Source organism: Dactylosporangium sp. NPDC049525 (assembly GCF_040676755.1).
GTDB lineage: Bacteria > Actinomycetota > Actinomycetes > Mycobacteriales > Micromonosporaceae > Dactylosporangium.
The window spans coordinates 36,073-51,898 of record NZ_JBFAPO010000033.1; the positions used below are offsets into that span (position 1 = coordinate 36,073).

17 protein-coding genes are annotated in these 15,826 nt (G+C 72.6%); 1 reads left to right on the plus strand and 16 read right to left on the minus strand.

Annotation, left to right across the window (positions count from 1 at the left end; translation table 11 throughout):
- Positions 1-7: 7 nt before the first annotated feature.
- Entirely contained in the window at positions 8-1,093 is a 1,086-nt protein-coding gene (locus AB0K00_RS35785; protein ID WP_363529931.1) for an S-(hydroxymethyl)mycothiol dehydrogenase, read from the minus strand.
- 49 nt (positions 1,094-1,142) lie between these two features.
- Between AB0K00_RS35785 and AB0K00_RS35790 the strand changes: the two genes are divergently transcribed.
- Entirely contained in the window at positions 1,143-2,774 is a 1,632-nt protein-coding gene (locus AB0K00_RS35790; protein ID WP_363529934.1) for an ATP-dependent DNA helicase RecQ, read from the plus strand.
- Here the strand turns inward: AB0K00_RS35790 and AB0K00_RS35795 are convergent.
- From AB0K00_RS35795 to AB0K00_RS35865, 15 genes are all read right to left on the minus strand, one after another.
- Complete coding sequence (locus tag AB0K00_RS35795) at positions 2,730-5,681, minus strand: BTAD domain-containing putative transcriptional regulator (protein WP_363529937.1); 2,952 nt, start codon at positions 5,679-5,681, stop codon at positions 2,730-2,732. The two genes, AB0K00_RS35790 and AB0K00_RS35795, sit on opposite strands and share 45 nt — an antisense overlap.
- A 59-nt stretch (positions 5,682-5,740) precedes the next feature.
- Positions 5,741-6,628 (minus strand): DMT family transporter, encoded by an 888-nt coding sequence (locus tag AB0K00_RS35800; protein WP_363529940.1) that lies wholly within the window; start codon positions 6,626-6,628, stop codon positions 5,741-5,743.
- A 10-nt stretch (positions 6,629-6,638) separates the two neighbouring features.
- Positions 6,639-7,469 carry an AraC family transcriptional regulator gene (locus AB0K00_RS35805; RefSeq protein ID WP_363529943.1) on the minus strand — a complete coding sequence of 277 codons (831 nt, stop codon included), beginning with the start codon at positions 7,467-7,469 and terminating at the stop codon, positions 6,639-6,641.
- Positions 7,466-8,209, minus strand: a complete 744-nt coding sequence (locus AB0K00_RS35810; protein WP_363529946.1) for an energy-coupling factor ABC transporter ATP-binding protein — start codon at positions 8,207-8,209, stop codon at positions 7,466-7,468. Before AB0K00_RS35810 ends, AB0K00_RS35805 begins: the two co-directional genes overlap by 4 nt.
- On the minus strand, positions 8,206-8,970 hold the full coding sequence (gene cbiQ / locus AB0K00_RS35815) for a cobalt ECF transporter T component CbiQ (RefSeq protein WP_363529949.1): 765 nt from the start codon (positions 8,968-8,970) through the stop codon (positions 8,206-8,208). The genes AB0K00_RS35810 and cbiQ overlap by 4 nt, the downstream gene beginning before the upstream one ends.
- Position 8,971: 1 nt before the next feature.
- Positions 8,972-9,328: a PDGLE domain-containing protein gene (locus AB0K00_RS35820; RefSeq protein WP_363529951.1), complete on the minus strand. Its 357-nt coding sequence runs from the start codon at positions 9,326-9,328 to the stop codon at positions 8,972-8,974.
- Positions 9,325-10,026 (minus strand): energy-coupling factor ABC transporter permease, encoded by a 702-nt coding sequence (locus AB0K00_RS35825; protein ID WP_363529954.1) that lies wholly within the window; start codon positions 10,024-10,026, stop codon positions 9,325-9,327. The genes AB0K00_RS35820 and AB0K00_RS35825 overlap by 4 nt, the downstream gene beginning before the upstream one ends.
- 64 nt (positions 10,027-10,090) lie before the next feature.
- Positions 10,091-10,297 (minus strand): hypothetical protein, encoded by a 207-nt coding sequence (locus AB0K00_RS35830; protein ID WP_363529957.1) that lies wholly within the window; start codon positions 10,295-10,297, stop codon positions 10,091-10,093.
- 48 nt (positions 10,298-10,345) lie between these two features.
- Complete coding sequence (locus tag AB0K00_RS35835) at positions 10,346-11,011, minus strand: ATP-binding cassette domain-containing protein (protein WP_363529960.1); 666 nt, start codon at positions 11,009-11,011, stop codon at positions 10,346-10,348.
- Complete coding sequence (locus tag AB0K00_RS35840; RefSeq protein ID WP_363529963.1) at positions 11,008-11,739, minus strand: ABC transporter ATP-binding protein; 732 nt, start codon at positions 11,737-11,739, stop codon at positions 11,008-11,010. The genes AB0K00_RS35835 and AB0K00_RS35840 overlap by 4 nt, the downstream gene beginning before the upstream one ends.
- Positions 11,732-12,700 carry a branched-chain amino acid ABC transporter permease gene (locus AB0K00_RS35845; protein ID WP_363529966.1) on the minus strand — a complete coding sequence of 323 codons (969 nt, stop codon included), beginning with the start codon at positions 12,698-12,700 and terminating at the stop codon, positions 11,732-11,734. Before AB0K00_RS35845 ends, AB0K00_RS35840 begins: the two co-directional genes overlap by 8 nt.
- The gene (locus tag AB0K00_RS35850; protein WP_363529969.1) at positions 12,697-13,572 is read right to left on the minus strand and encodes a branched-chain amino acid ABC transporter permease; all 876 of its coding nucleotides are present in this window, start codon (positions 13,570-13,572) and stop codon (positions 12,697-12,699) included. The genes AB0K00_RS35845 and AB0K00_RS35850 overlap by 4 nt, the downstream gene beginning before the upstream one ends.
- 5 nt (positions 13,573-13,577) lie before the next feature.
- Positions 13,578-14,762, minus strand: coding sequence for an ABC transporter substrate-binding protein (locus AB0K00_RS35855; protein ID WP_363529972.1), 1,185 nt, complete (start codon positions 14,760-14,762; stop codon positions 13,578-13,580).
- Between the two features lie 67 nt (positions 14,763-14,829).
- On the minus strand, positions 14,830-15,405 hold the full coding sequence (locus tag AB0K00_RS35860; protein WP_363529975.1) for an ATP/GTP-binding protein: 576 nt from the start codon (positions 15,403-15,405) through the stop codon (positions 14,830-14,832).
- Complete coding sequence (locus tag AB0K00_RS35865) at positions 15,402-15,797, minus strand: roadblock/LC7 domain-containing protein (RefSeq protein ID WP_327005364.1); 396 nt, start codon at positions 15,795-15,797, stop codon at positions 15,402-15,404. Before AB0K00_RS35865 ends, AB0K00_RS35860 begins: the two co-directional genes overlap by 4 nt.
- Between the last annotated feature and the right edge of the window lie 29 nt (positions 15,798-15,826).

A 15,826-nucleotide genomic window follows, 5' to 3' on the forward strand; every position in this document is an offset into this window, starting at 1 on the left:
AAGTGCGTTACAGCACGATCACGGTGCGCAGGACCGACCCCGCCTCCATCTCGTGGAACGCCGCCTCCACGTCCGACAGGGTGCCGGTCGAGCTGACGAAGCGGTCCAGCGGCAGCCGGCCCTGCAGGTACAGGTCGATGAGCATCGGGAAGTCCCGCGACGGCAGGCAGTCGCCGTACCAGCTGGACTTGAGCGAACCGCCCCGGCCGAACACCTCCAGGAACGGCAGGGTCAGCTGCATGTCCGGCCGTGGCACGCCCACGAGCACCACGGTGCCGGCCAGGTCACGGGCGTAGAAGGCCTGCTCGTACACCTGCGGCAGCCCGACCGCCTCGATCACGACGTCGGCGCCGAAGCCGCCGGTCAGTGCCCGGATCGCCTCCACCGGGTCGGTCTCACGGGAGTTGACGACGTGGGTGGCGCCGAACTCCTGTGCCCACGCGAGCTTGCGCACGTCGACGTCGACGGCGATGACGGTGCTCGCGCCGGCGAGGACCGAGCCGACGATCGCGGCGTCGCCGACCCCGCCGCAGCCGAACACCGCGACCGTGTCGCCCCGCCCGACGTTGCCGGTGTTGAGCGCGGCGCCGATCCCGGCCATCACGCCGCAGCCGAGCAGGCCGGCGACGCTCGCCGACGCCCTCGGGTCGACCTTGGTGCACTGCCCGGCGGCGACCAGGGTGTACTTGAGGAACGCGCCGATGCCGAGCGCCGGCGACAGCGGGGTCCCGTCGGCGAGGGTCATCTTCTGCTTGGCGTTGTGGGTGTTGAAGCAGTACCAGGGGCGCCCTCGCAGGCAGGCGCGGCACTGCCCGCAGACGGCCCGCCAGTTGAGCACGACGAAGTCGCCGGGCGCGACGTCGGTGACGCCCGGCCCGACGGCCGAGACGATCCCCGCGGCCTCATGGCCGAGCAGGTAGGGGAAGTCCTCGCCGATGCCGCCCTCGCGATAATGCAGATCGGTGTGGCAGACGCCGCACGCCTGCACCTCCACCACCGCCTCGCCTGGGCCGGGGTCGGGGACGATGACGGTTTCGAGGCTGACAGGCTGGCCCTTGCCCAGTGCCACCACGCCTTGCGTTTCGATAGGCATACCCCCCGTCCTACCAGAAGGCAGCCACACCCATGGTAGTAAGAGCGGCATGACGGACGACCTGCGGCGCATCGCGAAGGAACGCTTCGGCTGGGACCGCCTGCGTGACGAGCAGGTCAAGGCCATGGAGGCGCTGATGGCCGGCCGCGATGCCCTGGCCGTGCTGCCGACGGGTGCCGGGAAGTCCGCGATCTACCAGGTGCCGGCGCCGCTGCTGCCGGGCCCGACGATCGTCATCTCGCCGCTGCTGGCGCTGCAGCAGGACCAGATCGCGTCGCTGACCGCCCGCAACCAGGCGTCGCTGCAGGCGGTGCGGCTGTCCTCCGCCGAGGGCAAGACCGAGCGCGCGGAGGCCCTGGAGGCGCTGCGGGCCGGCGACGCCGAGTTCGTGTTCCTGACCCCGGAGCAGTTCGCGGACCCGGCCCGCGTCGCGCAGATCAAGGCATTGAAGCCGAGCCTCGTCGCGGTCGACGAGGCGCACTGCGTCTCCGCGTGGGGCCACGACTTCCGCCCCGACTACCTGCAGCTGGGCCAGTTCATCCGGGAGCTGGGCCGCCCGCCGATCGTCGCGCTCACCGCGACGGCGTCGCCGCCGGTCCGCGACGACATCGTCGAGCGGCTCGGGATGCGCGACCCGGAGATCGTCGTGACCGGCCTGGACCGGCCGAACCTGTTCCTGGAGTCGGTGCACTGCCCCGACGAGCAGACCCGGTGGAAGCGGCTGCTTGCCCGGTTGAAGGAGTCGACGCCGCCGGGCATCATCTACGCGCCGACCCGCCGCGCCACCGAGGAGCTCGCCGAGCGGCTCGTCAAGGAGGGCATGCCCGCGGTCGCGTACCACGGTGGCATGAGCGCCGGGGACCGCGAACGCGCGCACGAGGCGTTCCTCGCCGACGAGGTCGAGATCATGGTCGCGACGACCGCGTTCGGGATGGGCATCGACAAGCCCAACATCCGCTGGGTGAACCACATCGCGTTGCCGGACTCGCCGGACTCCTACCTGCAGGAGATCGGCCGGGCCGGCCGCGACGGGCAGCCGGCGCAGGTGCTGCTGCTGCACCGCACCGAGGACACCGGCCTGCGCAAGTTCTTCACGAATGTGTCCGTCGACCGCGAGGAGGTCAGCTCCCTCGCGGCGCTGCTGCGCTCCGTCGCGCCGGACCCGATCACCCGCGACGAGCTGGAGGAGCGCACCGGCCTCGGCGCCCGCAAGCTCGGCCAGCTGCTCAGCCTCCTGGAGGAGGTCGGCGGCGCGCAGCTGCTGCACGGCAGCAAGGTCAAGGCGCCCCGCTGGGCGCCGACCCCGGCGAAGTCGGCCGAGCTGGCCGAGGCGCAGGCCGAGAAGCAGCAGACGGTGTCGCGGTCCCGGCTGGACATGATGCGCAACTTCGCCGAGACGGAGCTGTGCCGCGGCCAGACCCTCCTCGCGTACTTCGGCGAGCACCTCGACGGCACCTGCGGGCATTGCGACAACTGCCTCGACGGCAGCGCGCAGGCCGGTCTCGACGCCGCCGGCGCCGTGCCGTTCCCGATCCACAGCGAGGTCCGGCACGGCGAGTGGGGCAAGGGCATCGTGCTGTCGTATGCGGGCGAGCAGATGACGGTCCTGTTCGACAACGTCGGCTACAAGACGCTGTCAGTGCCGGTGGTCGAGGAGCACAAGCTGCTGCGCCGGCTCTGACGCCTGCGCCGCGGCCTCCTCGCTCAGCCCGCACGCCCGGAGCAGCGCGCGGGCCTTGTCCCGTTCACCGGTGTCGTCCCGCCCCGTGCGGCGCAGCGCGTCGGCGATGCCGGCGTGCGCGCGGGCCTGCTCGTAGCGCTGCCCGGTCCGCCCGGTCAGCAGCAGCGCCCGCTCGTGCGCGGCGATCGCGTCCCCGGTCCGGCCGAGCAGGGTGAGCGTGCCGCCGAGGTCGTTGCGGATGCCCGGCTCGTAGAACGGGTCCGTCAGGTGCCGGACCTGCTCGCACGCCTCGAGCTGGCAGCGCAGCGCCTCGTCGAGGTCGCCGAGGGCCGCGTGCGCCCGGCCGAGCTGGCTGAGGGTCTCCGCCGCGTGGGCCACGCTGCCGGCGTCGATGTTCAACCGGTGGGCCCGGCGCAGCAGCAGCAACGCCAGGCGCGGGTGCCCGAGCGCGAGGTGGGCCCGGCCGAACTCGACGGAGATGGTCGCCACCTGCATCTGCGCGCCGAGCCGGTACATGCCGATCGTGGCGTCCCGCAGCGCCACGAGGGCCTGCTCGGGCCGTCCCAGCAGCTGGTGCACGTAACCGGTCTCGCCGAGGGCCCGCAGCAGGTTGGAGGGGTCGTCGGCGGCGCTGCACACGCTGAGGGCCGTGCGGAGGTGCGCCATGCTCTCGTCGAGCCGCCCGGTGGCCCGGCAGACGATGCCGAGGTTGACCTCGATGGCGCCCAGCTGGCCGGGCATCCCCGCGGCGGAGTAGCGGGCGGCGGCCTCGCGCAGGTGCTCGATGCTCTCCGCGGCGCGGCAGAGCCGCAGCATCGTGCCCGCGTGCCACTTGCATGCCAGCGCGACCAGCTCGTCGTCGCCGATCGCCTTCGCCGCGGCGATCGCCTGCCGGCCGAGCCGCTCGGTGACCTCCGCGCGGCCCTCGTTGTTGGCGAACCGCCACAGCGTGCGGTGGAACATGACCGCGTGCCGGTGCGCGCCGACGCGGTGCGCCTCGTCGGCGAGGACCACCACCGCCGGCCACACCCCCCGCATCCACGCCAGCCGCTCGTGGCGGTCGGTGAACGGCCGGGTGAAGGCGTCCGGCGGGAACCTCGGCGCGTCATCGGGCCGCATCTCCAGATGACCGTTCGCGATGGCGACGGTGTGCAGGTAGTAGTCCAGCAGCCGGGCCAGCGCGGCCCGGCGCTCCTCGACGGTGACCAGCGTGGCGGCGAACTCGCGCATCAGGTCGTGCAACCGGTAGTGCCCCGGCTGGTCCTCCTCCAGCAGGTGCACCTCGACGAGCCGGTCCAGCAACTCCCGCGCCTGCGGGACCGGCACCTCCGCCAGCGCCGCCGCCGGCCACACCTCGAACTCCCCGGCCGGATGCAACCCCAGCAGCCGGAAACACCGCTGCTCCAGCGCACTCAACTGCCGGTACGACACGTCGAACGCCGCCGCGACGCTGCGCCCCTCCGCGGACACCGCGATCGGTGGCGGATCCGCGGCCCGCAACCGCTCCACCATCGCCGACACACTCCACCGCGGCCGATGCTGCAACCGGTGCGCGATCAACCGCACCGCGAGCGGCAGCCGCCCGCACAGCTCCACCACCTCCGCCGCCGCACCCGGCTCCGCGTCAACCCGGTCACCGATCGCGTCACGCAGCACCGACACCGCGGCATCGACCGGCAACGGCTCCAAGCTCAACAGGAACGCACCGTCCACCGGCCCGACCCGTGTCCGGCTCGTCACCAGCACCACACACCCCGCGTCCGCCGGCGGCAGCAACGGACGGACCTGGTCCGCCCCCGCCACGTTGTCCAGCACCACCACGACCCGCTGCCCGGCCAGGGCCCGCCGCCACACCACCTGCCGCCCCGGCAGGTCGTCCGGAATGCGTTGCGGCGCCTCACCGAGCTGCGCCAGCAGCAGACCCAGCGCGTCCACCGGCGCCACCGGCGCACCCTCGCTGTGCCCTTGCAGGTCCACGAACAGCTGCGCGTCGGGGTACCCGGCCCGCAGCGCCTCCGCGGCGGACACGGCGAAGGACGACTTGCCGATCCCCGCCATGCCGTCCACGACGACGACCCGGTAACCACCCCGGACCGCCCGCAGCAACAGGTCGGTCTCCTGTTCCCGCCCACGCAGCCGGGCGACCGCCCGCGGCAGGGCGCTGGTCCCGGGCTCGGCCGCGGGGGCCTGGACGGCACCGCGCAGGACCTCCAGGTGCAGCTCCCGCAGCTGCGGGCCCGGGTCCACACCGAGCTCGTCCCGCAACGCGGCAACCGTGCGCTGGTACAACTGCAGCGCCTCGGCCTGCCGTCCGTCGCCGTGCAGCGCCGCCATCAGCGCACCGACGAGCCGCTCCCGCAGCGGGTGGCCGGCGACGAGCGGTGCGACCCCCTCCACGACCTCGCGGTGCCGGCCCAGCCCCACCAGCGTGTCGGCCCACTCCTCGGTCGCGGCCCAGTGCAGCTCGGTCAGCGAGTCGCGCCACCGGCCGATCACCGAACCGCGCAGCCCGGCGAACGGGGTGCCCCGCCACTCGTCCAGCGCCGCCCGGTAGTGCTCCACCGCGGCCGCGCCGTCGGCCGCCCGGGCCTTCGCGAGGGCCGCCCGGAAACGGTCGAGGTCAAGGCCGCCGGCGGGCACCGCCATCCGGTAGCCGGCCTGGTCGGTCTGGATCCGGGCGCCGACGCCCAGGACCTTGCGGAGGCGGTACACGACGGTCTGGAGCTGGTTGCGGGCGGTCGCCGGCGGGTCCTCGTCCCAGACGAGCTCCACCAGATCGGCGACGGTGACGACCTGACCGGCATGGAACAGCAGGCCGGCGACGATCAACTGCTGCCTGGGCCCGCCGAGGTCGACGGGCACGCCGTCGACGCGCACCTCGACCGGCCCCAGCACACCGCACCTCACGTCTCGCGAGGGTAGTAGGCCGGACGCGGAGCGTACACCTGCGTCTCACATGTTCCTGATCAGACCGGGGCGGGCTCGGGGTCCGGGGCGGCCTCCTTGCCCGCGGCCTTGCGGCGGGTGGCCAGGAACGAGCCGGCGAGGATCAGCGCGAACGCGCCCACCGTCAGCGGCGTGATCGCCTCGTGCAGGACGAGGGCGCCGAGGACGACCGCGACCGCCGGGTTGACGAAGGTGATCACTGTGGCGCGCACCCCGCCGACCTCGGCGATGAGGGCGAAGAACAGCACGAACGCAAGCGCGGTGCAGATGAAGGCGAGGGCGACGGCGGCCAGGGCGGGGCCGAGCGTCACCGTGCGGGCGAGGGACGGCAGGTTCGGCACCGCGACGGGGGCGAACAGCAGCGCACCGGCGATCAGCGACGCGGCCGAGACACCGTAGCGGGGGACGTCGGCGAGCCAGCGCTCGATGATCAGCGGGCCGGTGGCGTAGCAGAGCACCACACCGAAGAGCTCGAGGAACGGGACGGCGCCGCCGGTGCCCCCGTGGAAGCCGACGAGCAGGCCGACCCCGGCGAGACCGGTGAGGAGTCCGGCGATCCGGGTGCCGGAGAGGCGTTCGCGGGCGATGAGGGCGGCGACGAGCGGGACGCCGGCGATGACGAGGCCGGTGATCGAGCTGTCGACCTGCTGCTCGGCGTGCGACAGCAGCAGCCACGGCACGCCGATCTCGACGACGGTGTACGCGAGCAGCGGCAGCCACGGGCGCAGCGACGCGCGGAGCTCCTTGCGGTACAGGGCGATCGGCAGCAGCAGGAGCGCGCCGAGGGCGGTACGGACGAAGACGAGCTCGGCGGGGCCGATGTCGCGGACCGCGACCTTGATCAGCAGATACGGGATGCCCCACACGACGGACATGGCGATGAAGAGGAACCATCCACGACGACTCATGCGGACAGCGTCACGCGGCGGTGCGCACCGGGTCTTGAACGGCGTTGCGGAATGCGGCCGGGGTGACGCCTGTCACGCGCTTGAACCAGCGGGTGAGGTGGGCCTGGTCGGCGAAGCCGACACCGCTGGCGACCTGTGCCGGGGCGACGCCGGCGGCGAGCAGCTGCCGGGCGCGGCAGACCCGCTCCAGCACGAGCCAGGTGTGCGGGGGGAAGCCGGTCGCGTCGCGGAAGACGCGCAGCATGTGGAACGGGGACAGGTCGACGCCGGCGGCGAGCTCGCGGAGGCTCGGCGCGCAGCGCAGGTCGGCCGTGAGCCGGTCGCGGATTTCGGCGACCTTCCGGACCGCCGCCGCGTCCCGCGCCGACAGCGCGGACGGGTCGCGGCGGGCGTCGCCGTGACGGTGGGCGACGGCGGACATGGCCCACGCCAGCTTCGAGTGCGCCGCGAACTGGTCGACGTCGGCGGTCAGCTCCTCGTGCGCCGAGCGGACCAGGTGCACGCTGCGGGGATCGTCCACCACGGCCTCGGCGAAATGTGCCCGTGGCATGCTCTCGAAGAGCAGGTCGGCGGGCGGGTAGAAGACCCGGTAGGCCCAGCCGGACGGGTCGGCGGCCTGCCCGTCGTGCGGCTCGTCGGGCTCCAGGATCGCGAGGGTGCCCACGCCCGCGCGGTGCAGCGAGCCCCGGTAGTGGAACTGCTCGGCGCCGCAGACGACGACGCCGATGGCGAAGGTGGCGTGGCTGTGCCGGGTGAACGCGTGCCGCTGGTAGTCGGCGGTGAGCAGGTCGACCTGGAACCGCCCGTCGTCCACGCGGGTCCAGCGCGCGGAGTCCGTCATGCCGTCACGGTATACCCGAACGGCAGCTCGAGACGGTGCCGTTCGAGCAGGTCGGTGTCGGCGAGGAGCTCGCGGGTGGGGCCGTCGGCGACGATCCGGCCGTCGTCGAGGATGACGGAGCGGGGGCACAGTTCGAGGGCGTACGGCAGGTCGTGGGTCACCATGAGCAGCGTCACCGGCAGCGACCGCAGGATGTCGGCGAGTTCCCGGCGGGAGGCGGGGTCCAGGTTGGAGGACGGCTCGTCCAGCACCAGGATCTCGGGGCGCATGGCCAGGACGGTGGCGACGGCGACCCGGCGGCGCTGGCCGAAGGACAGGTGGTGCGGCGCCCGGTCCCGGGCGAAGCCCATCCCGACGGCGGCGAGGGCCTCGTCGACACGTTCGGTGAGCTCGGCGCCGCGCAGGCCCAGGTTGGCCGGGCCGAACGCGACGTCCTCGGCGACGGTCGGCATGAAGAGCTGGTCGTCGGGGTCCTGGAACACGATCCCGACCCGGCGGCGGATCTCCTTCAGCCCGGCCCGGTCGCGGGGGTCGACGGTGAGGCCGCCGACCTCGACGCCGCCGCCGGCGGCGGCGTTGATGCCGTTGAGGTGCAGCACGAAGGTGGTCTTGCCGGCGCCGTTGGGCCCCAGCAGCGCGACCCGCTCCCCCTGCGGCACGGTGAGGTCGACGCCGCGCAGCGCCACGTGCCCGTCGGGGTATGCGAAGTGCAGGCCGGTCACCCGCAGGGATGGCGTCACCCGAGTAACGCTACCGTCGCGATCGCCCCGGCCACGACGGGCACCGAAGCGGCGGCGGCCCACTGCCCGGCGGTCGCGCCGGCACCGGCGAGCGCCAGTGGGATCCGCCCCTCGTAGCCCCGGGAGACCATCGCCAGGTAGACCCGCTCGCCGCGTTCGAAGGCGCGCAGGAACAGGGCGCCGACGCCGCTGGCCAGGCCCTTGACCTGCCACAGGAAGCGGGGGTCGTAGCCGCGTGAGCGCTGCGCGATCCGCATCCGGCGGCTCTCGGCGGACAGCACGTCGAGGTAGCGCAGCATGAACGTGGCGATCTGGGTGATCATCGTCGGGCAGCGCAGCCGGTCGAGGCCGAGCAGCAGGTCGCGGGGGGTGGTGGTGCCGGCGAGCAGCAGTGAGGAGAGCACCCCGAGGGTGCCCTTGGCGAGGATGTTCCACAGCCCGTAGAGCCCGTCGACGGACATGCTCAGGCCGAGCCAGTGGACCCGCTCGCCGTGGCCGAGGAACGGCAGCGCGAACGCGAACAGGATGAACGGCAGCTCGATCAGGGAGCGCAGGGCGAGCCGGCCGAGGCCGATCCCGGCGATGACCGCCACCACCACGATGACGGCGAGGTAGCCGCCGAACGCCCACAGCGCCTCGCGTGGTGTCGCCACGACCGCGACCGTGAACAGGACGCTGGCGGCGATCTTCACCTCGGGCGCGAGGGCGTGCACCGGCGAGTGCCGGTGCACGAACAGCGCGTGACTGTGGCCCGCGCCCATGTCAGGCCGTCTGCTTCTTGCGGTCCTTCGAGCCGGCGCGCAGCAGCCAGAAGACGCCGCCGCCGATCGCGAACGTGGCGACGACCCCGATCACCCCGGACAGGCCGGTGGACAGGAACTCGTTGCCGACGCCGCGCAGCCCGTATCCGGCGAGGGGGCTGTCCTCGGTCTGGTTGCCGGTCTCGCTCTGTGCCATGCAGGTGCCGCCGGTGATGTTGCCGGCGGCGTCGAAGGTGCAGCCCTCGCGGGCGACCGAGTCGAGGCCGTCGGGGTGGCCGGAGGCGAAGTTGCTGACCACGCCGGCGAGCAGCAGCGCGGCGATCAGGCCGCTGAGGATGAACCAGGTCGACTTCTTCATGCTGAGACCGCCTCCGTGACGACCGGACGCTGCAGGTTGCGCACCGCGTAGACGAGGTCGGGGCGGACCTTCGCCACGTACGTGACGGTGAGCGCGGTGATGATGCCCTCCCCGAGCCCGATCAGGACGTGGGTGCCGGCCATCGCCCCGGCGATCGCGCCGAGGGACCTGCCGACGTCGACGGCGCCGCCGAGGTAGTACTCCAGGACGAAGCCCTGCGAGGCCACGGTCACCGACACGACGCAGGCGATGACGGCGGTTGCGGTCAGCGCCCAGGTCGTGCGGGGCAGGACCCGCAGCAGGGTGGTGACGAGCAGGTATCCGGCGGCGGTGCCCAGCAGCGCCATGTTGGTGACGTTCAGCCCGAGCGCGGTGACGCCGCCGTCGCTGAAGATCAGCGCCTGCACGACGAGGACGATCGAAACGCAGATCGCGCCGAGGTAGGGCCCGACCAGGATGGCCGCGAGGGTGCCGCCGAGCAGGTGACCGCTGACGCCGGGCAGGATCTGGAAGTTGAGCATCTGCACGGCGAAGATGAACGCCGCCACCAGGCCTGCCATCGGCACGAGCCGGTCGTCGAGCTCGCGGCGCCCCTGGACGAAGCACAGGCCGAGCCCCGCCAGGGCGATGGCGGCAAAGAGCAACGCGATCTGGTTGTCGATGATCCCGTTGGAGATGTGCATGGCTACCGCAGGCATGCACAGCAGCTTATTGCGCACTCAGCGTTGTTGCCAAGAGCTTGCAACAAGGCGGACACGAAGTTCAGGCGAGAATTCGGGTGTCCCTGGTCGTCGGGATCGCGTCGACCAGGTGAACGCGGTCCCGGCCGTGGTGTTTGGCGTGGTGGAGCGCCTCGTCGGCGCGGCCGACGAGGTCGTCCGAGGCCTCGACCCCGTCCCACCGGACCAGCCCGGCGGGGAACATCTGACCCTGCGGGGTGACCTCGCGCAGCCGGTCCAGGACCCGCACCGCCTCATGCCATGCCGGAAGCGCAGCGCCTCGGCGCGCCGTGACCACCTATCGGAACATGGAGATGTCTGCCGCTCCTTCGGCGATGGCGTGCAGCGTGCCGTTCTCCAGGTAGACGAGCTGTTCGGTGACGGCGCGGGCGTGCTCGGGCTGCTGTTCGACCAGCAGCACGGTCAGCCCGGTGCGGGTCAGCTCCGCCACGACGGCGCGGACCCGGGCCGCGAGGTCGACGGCCAGCCCCTCGCACGGCTCGTCGAGCAGCAGCAGCCGCGGCTGGGTCAGCAGGGCCCGGGCGATCGCGAGCATCTGCGCCTCGCCGCCGGAGAGCTGGTTGCCCTTGTGGCCGAGCCGCTCCCCGAGCCGCGGCAGCAGCTCCAGGACCCGCTGCCGGGTCCACTCCCCCTTGCGCCGGGACAGCGCGAGGTGCTCGGCGACGGTGAGGCTGGCGAAGACCCGCCGGCCCTGTGGCACCAGCGCGACACCCGCCCTGGCGATCCGGTGCGCCGGCCGGCCGGCCAGCTCGACGTCGCCCAGGCGCACGCTGCCCGACCGGGCCTTCACCAGGCCGGCGATGGTGTGCACGAGGGTGGTCTTGCCGACGCCGTTCATCCCGAGCACCGCGACGGCCGCACCCTCGGGCACGACCAGGTCGACGCCGTGCAGGACGGTGCCGCCGCCGTACCCGGCGTGCACACCCTCAATCGTGAGCGTCATGGCGCGACTCCCGCGTAGGCGGCCGCGACCTCGGGCGACGATCGGGTTTCGGGGACGGTGCCGGTGTGCACGTGCCGCCCCGAGTGCAGGACGGTGATCCGGTCGGCGAAGCCGTAGACCAGGTCGAGGTGGTGCTCGACCAGCAGGATCGCGACGGTGAGCGGCAGCGACGCCAGCAGCGACGCGAGGACCTCGACCTCCGGCGGGGCGAGGCCCGCGGCGGGCTCGTCGAGCAGCAGCAGGCGCGGCTCCCCGGCCAGGGCCATCGCCAGCTCCAGCTGGCGGCGCTGCCCGTGCGACAACGCACCCGCCAGGGTCTGCTCCACGCCGGTCAGCCCGACACCGGCGAGCAGCTCCCGGGCGTGTTCGCGGGGCTTGGCGCGGCGACCGGCGCGCAGCCGCCCCCAGGGCAGGCGCGCGGCGACGATCACGTTGTCCAGGGCGGGCAGGCTCGACCAGACCGCCGGGTGCTGGTGGGTCCGGCCGACGCCGAGGCGGGCCCGGCGGGTCGGGGCGAGCCGGGTGACGTCGCGGCCGTCGAAGCGGATCCGGCCCGCCGTGGGCCGCAGCGACCCGGCGATGAGGTTGAGCAGCGTCGACTTGCCGGCGCCGTTGGGCCCGATCAGCCCGACCCGGTCGCCGGGCGCCACCCGCAGGTCGACCCCGTCCAGGGCGGCGAGGTCACCGTACCGGCGGCCGAGGCCGTCGATCTCCAGCAGGTCACTCATGTGCCGACCGCTTTCCTAGCAGGCCACGGGGCAGAAGGTACACGCAGAGGATGAACAACCCGCCGAGCACCAGCGGCGCGTGCCCGGCCATGGACCCGCCGAACCAGTCGCGGCTGGCGATCCAGTCGCGGGTCGCGACGACGAGGCCGGCGCCGAGCAGCGCGCCGATGAGCGAGGTGGCGCCGCCGATCACGACGGCGAGCAGGACGAGCGCGGAGATGTCGAAGCCGCCGGCGCCGGGTGAGACGTACCGCTCGACGGTCACCAGCAGCGAGCCCGCCGCCCCGGCGAGAGCGCCCGCGGCCACGTAGGCGACGGTGAGATAGCCGGCGACGGGATGCCCGCTGGCCCGCATCCGGTTCTCGCCGTCCCGCGCGGCGCGCAGCAGCGCACCGGCCGGCGAGCGCAGCACCAGCAGCATGATGCCGACCAGCACCGCGACGACGGTGAGGACGTAGAGGTACGTGGACCGGTCGGTGTCCAGCGTGACCAGCCCCGGCAGCGGCGCCGGCGCGGCGAAGGCGAGCATGCCGTCGGTGCCGTTGGTGACCGACTTCCACCGCCCCGCGACGGTCATGGTCAGCTCGCCGAGCGCCAGGGTGATCATGAGCACCACGACACCCCGGGCGTAGACCACGAGCGGCGCGGTGACCAGGGCGAACACTGCCCCCGCACCGGCCGCGGCGAGCAGTTGCACGACGCCGATCGAGACGTCGTGCCGCACCAGGGTCGCCGCGGTGTACGCCCCGACCAGGTACGGCGCGGTCTGCCCCAGCGTCGGCAGGCCGGCGACCCCGGTGAGCAGCGCGACGCTGACGGCGAGCAGCCCGAGGACGAGGATGCTGGTGAGGGTCTTCGTGGCGTAGTCGTCCAGGATCCACGCCATCGGCAGCAGCACGACGATCAGCGCGGGGAAGCCCAGCGGCGTCAGCCGCCGCAGCAGGCGTCGTACGTCGGTCATGTCGCGCTCCGGCCGGATGTCAGCAGGCCACGGGCCCGGGCGGACAGCACGACGGCCATCGCGCCGAAGAGCAGGAACGGGGCGAAGTCCTGGGTTGCCTCCGAGGTCACCCCGAGGGTCTGGATCTCGCCGACCGCGATCGCGGCGACCAGCGCGCCGCCGATCGAGCCGAGCCCACCCAGCACCACCACGACCAGCGACAGCATGAGGACGAGGTCCGCGGTGCGCGGCCCGGGCCCGATGATCGGGGCGCCGAGCGCGCCGGCGAGCCCCGCGAGGGCGCCGCCCGCGGCCAGCACGCCGGTGCGCACCAGGAACGGGTTGACGCCCAGCGTGGCGACCATGTCGCGGTCGTCGACGGTGGCCCGCACGAGGCTGCCGACCCGGGTCCGGGCGACGACGACGTACAGCGCGACCGCGATCAGCGCGGCGACGCCGATGAAGGCGAGGCGGTAGCCGGGGTAGGAGTGCCCGACGATGTCGATCGGCCGGTCCACGGCCGCGGGGACGGTGACCGGCAGCTCGTCGGGGCCGAAGATCCCGACGAGCAGGTCGCCGACGACGAGCGCCACGCCGAACGTCAGCAGCGCCTGGGCGAGGTGACCCCGCCCGGCGAGTGGCACCAGCAGCGCCGACAGCACCGCGCCGCCCACCGCCGCGGCCGCGGTGCCGACGAGCACCGCGAGCGCGAGCGAGAGCCACGAGCCGTCGCTGACCTTCGCCGCCGCATAGGCGCCGAAGGCGAACAGCGTGCCGTGCGCGAGGTTGAGCACGTCACCGACGCCGAAGGCGAGGGTGAGCCCGGCGGCGACGACGAACAGCAGGAGGCCATAGGCCACGCCGTCGACCGCCGGGATCAGGTACGCGTCCAACTCGGTCAGGCACCGACCGTCGCGAGGTCCTGCACCATGACGTTGGCGAGGGCCCGGCCGTCGTTGCGGACCTGCCGCAGGTACCACTTCTGGATGGGCGAGTGGGTCTGCGGGCCGAACTGCCAGTTGCCGCGCGGCGACGGGATCTGACCGAGCTTGGCGACGGCCGCGTTGATCGTCTCCGGGGTCGGGTTGGCACCGGCCGCGGCGATCGCGCGGTCCAGGACCGCGGCCGCGTCGTAGGACGCCATCGCGTACGTGGTGGGCGTGGCGTCCGGGTGCTTCTGCCGCCAGGCGGCGACGAACTTGCGGTTCTCCTCGTTGTCGAGGTCCGGCGAGTAGTTGCAGACGTTCAGGATGTTCTTCGCGGCCTCACCCTGGGCCTGCAGCACCGAGCCCTCGGTGAGGAAGCCCGCGGAGTAGAGCGGGATGTCCTTGGCGTCGGACTGCGCGTACTGCTTCACGAAGTCGATCGCGGCCTTGCCGGCGTAGAACGTGTACACGGCCTTGGCGTTGCTCGCCTTGATCTGCGAGAAGAACGGCAGGAAGTTCGTCGTCGTCGGGAACGGCGTCCACGTGGCCTTGCCGTTGACGAGCGTGCCGCCGAGCTTGGTGAACTCGGTGGTGAAGCCGCCGACCTGGTCGTAGCCACCCTGGTAGTCCGGGCCGATCGCGTAGACCGGGCCGTTGACCTTGTCCTTGATGTACTGCGCGATGGACTTGCCCGTGTCGGTGGACATGAAGCTGGTCGTCCACACGCCGCTGAGGTCCTTGAGCTCCGGCCGGCCGTTGGAGCCGATCAGCGGGATCTTCGCCTCGGCGAGCAGCGGCGCGACGGCCGCGACCGAGCCACCGCCGACGATGCCGGTCAGCGCGACGACCTTGTCGTCCTTGATGAGCTTCGTGGCGGCGGGTACCGCGGTCGGCGCACCGTCGCCCTCGTCGGCGATCTTGAGGTCGATCGGGTGGCCGCCGAGCTTGTTGTCGTGCGTCGACAGGTACAGCTCGAAACCGCTCTTCAGGTCGGTGCCGACCGCCTGGTAGGTGCCGGTGAGCGAGCCGAGGAAGCCGATCTTCAGGGTGGAGGCGGCGGCGCCGCTGGAGCTCTTCGCGTCAGAATCGGCGCAGCCGGCGGCTGCGAACAGCAGCCCGGCGGCCAGCGCCGCACTGACCAGCGATCGTCGTTGCATGGTTCTCCCCTATGTGTCTGTGCGTTCGCGGTTGGTGAAACGGTTCAACGGGGGGTGCGCGCGGGGTTCAGCGACGGACGCCGGTGCGCTGCGCGAGCGCATGCTCGGTGACGGCGACCAGGATCTCCTTGGCCGACGCACGTGAGCGGACGTCGGCGTTGATCATCGGTACGCCGCGGTTGACCGCAAGGGCCTCGCGGATGTCCTCGAGGTGGTACCGGGCGGCGCCTTCGAAGTGGTTGACCGCGATGACGTACGGCAGCCGCCGGTTGTCGAAGAAGTCGATGGCGCCGAAGCAGTCGGCGAGCCGCCGCGTGTCGGCGATGACCACCGCCCCGATCGCGCCACGGCACAACTCGTCCCACATGAACCAGAACCGCTTCTGCCCGGGCGTGCCGAACAGGTAGAGCACGAGGTCCTGATACAGCGTGATGCGGCCGAAGTCCATGGCGACGGTGGTGCTGCCCTTGTCGGGCACGAGGGTGGCGTCGTCGTGGCCGAGGCTGGCCGCGGTCATCACGGCCTCGGTCGTCACCGGCGGGATCTCCGAGATGGCCCCGACGAGCGTGGTCTTGCCGGCGCCGAACCCGCCCGCAATGATGATCTTGACTGCGGTGGGCCGGCCGCGTCCGGGAGTCGTCACGCCGGTGCCCCACGAACCGACGGGGACAGCGCGTCGCCGATCCGGTTGGCCAACTCGGTCATCTCGTAGGACACCTTGCCGACGTCGGCGTGCGGTGAGGCGAGCACCAGCAGCGACGCGCCGTCGCTGAACGCCATGCAGAACATGAAGCCGCCGTCGAGCTGGGTCACGTTGGACACCACGTTGCCCGCCTCGAAGAACCGCGCCGCGCCCGCCAGCAGCGCGACCAGGCCGCTGCCGGTGGCGGCGAGCTGGTCGGCGCGGTCCCGCGGCAGGGCCCGGGTATGTGCCAGGACCAGCCCGTCGGTGGAGATCGCCAGCGCATGGCTGACGTCGGGGGTACGGCTCGCAAAGTTGTCCAGCAGCCAACCGAGATTACTCGGGTCGGTCACAGAAATGGTCCTCTCTTGCTGTTCTTCGT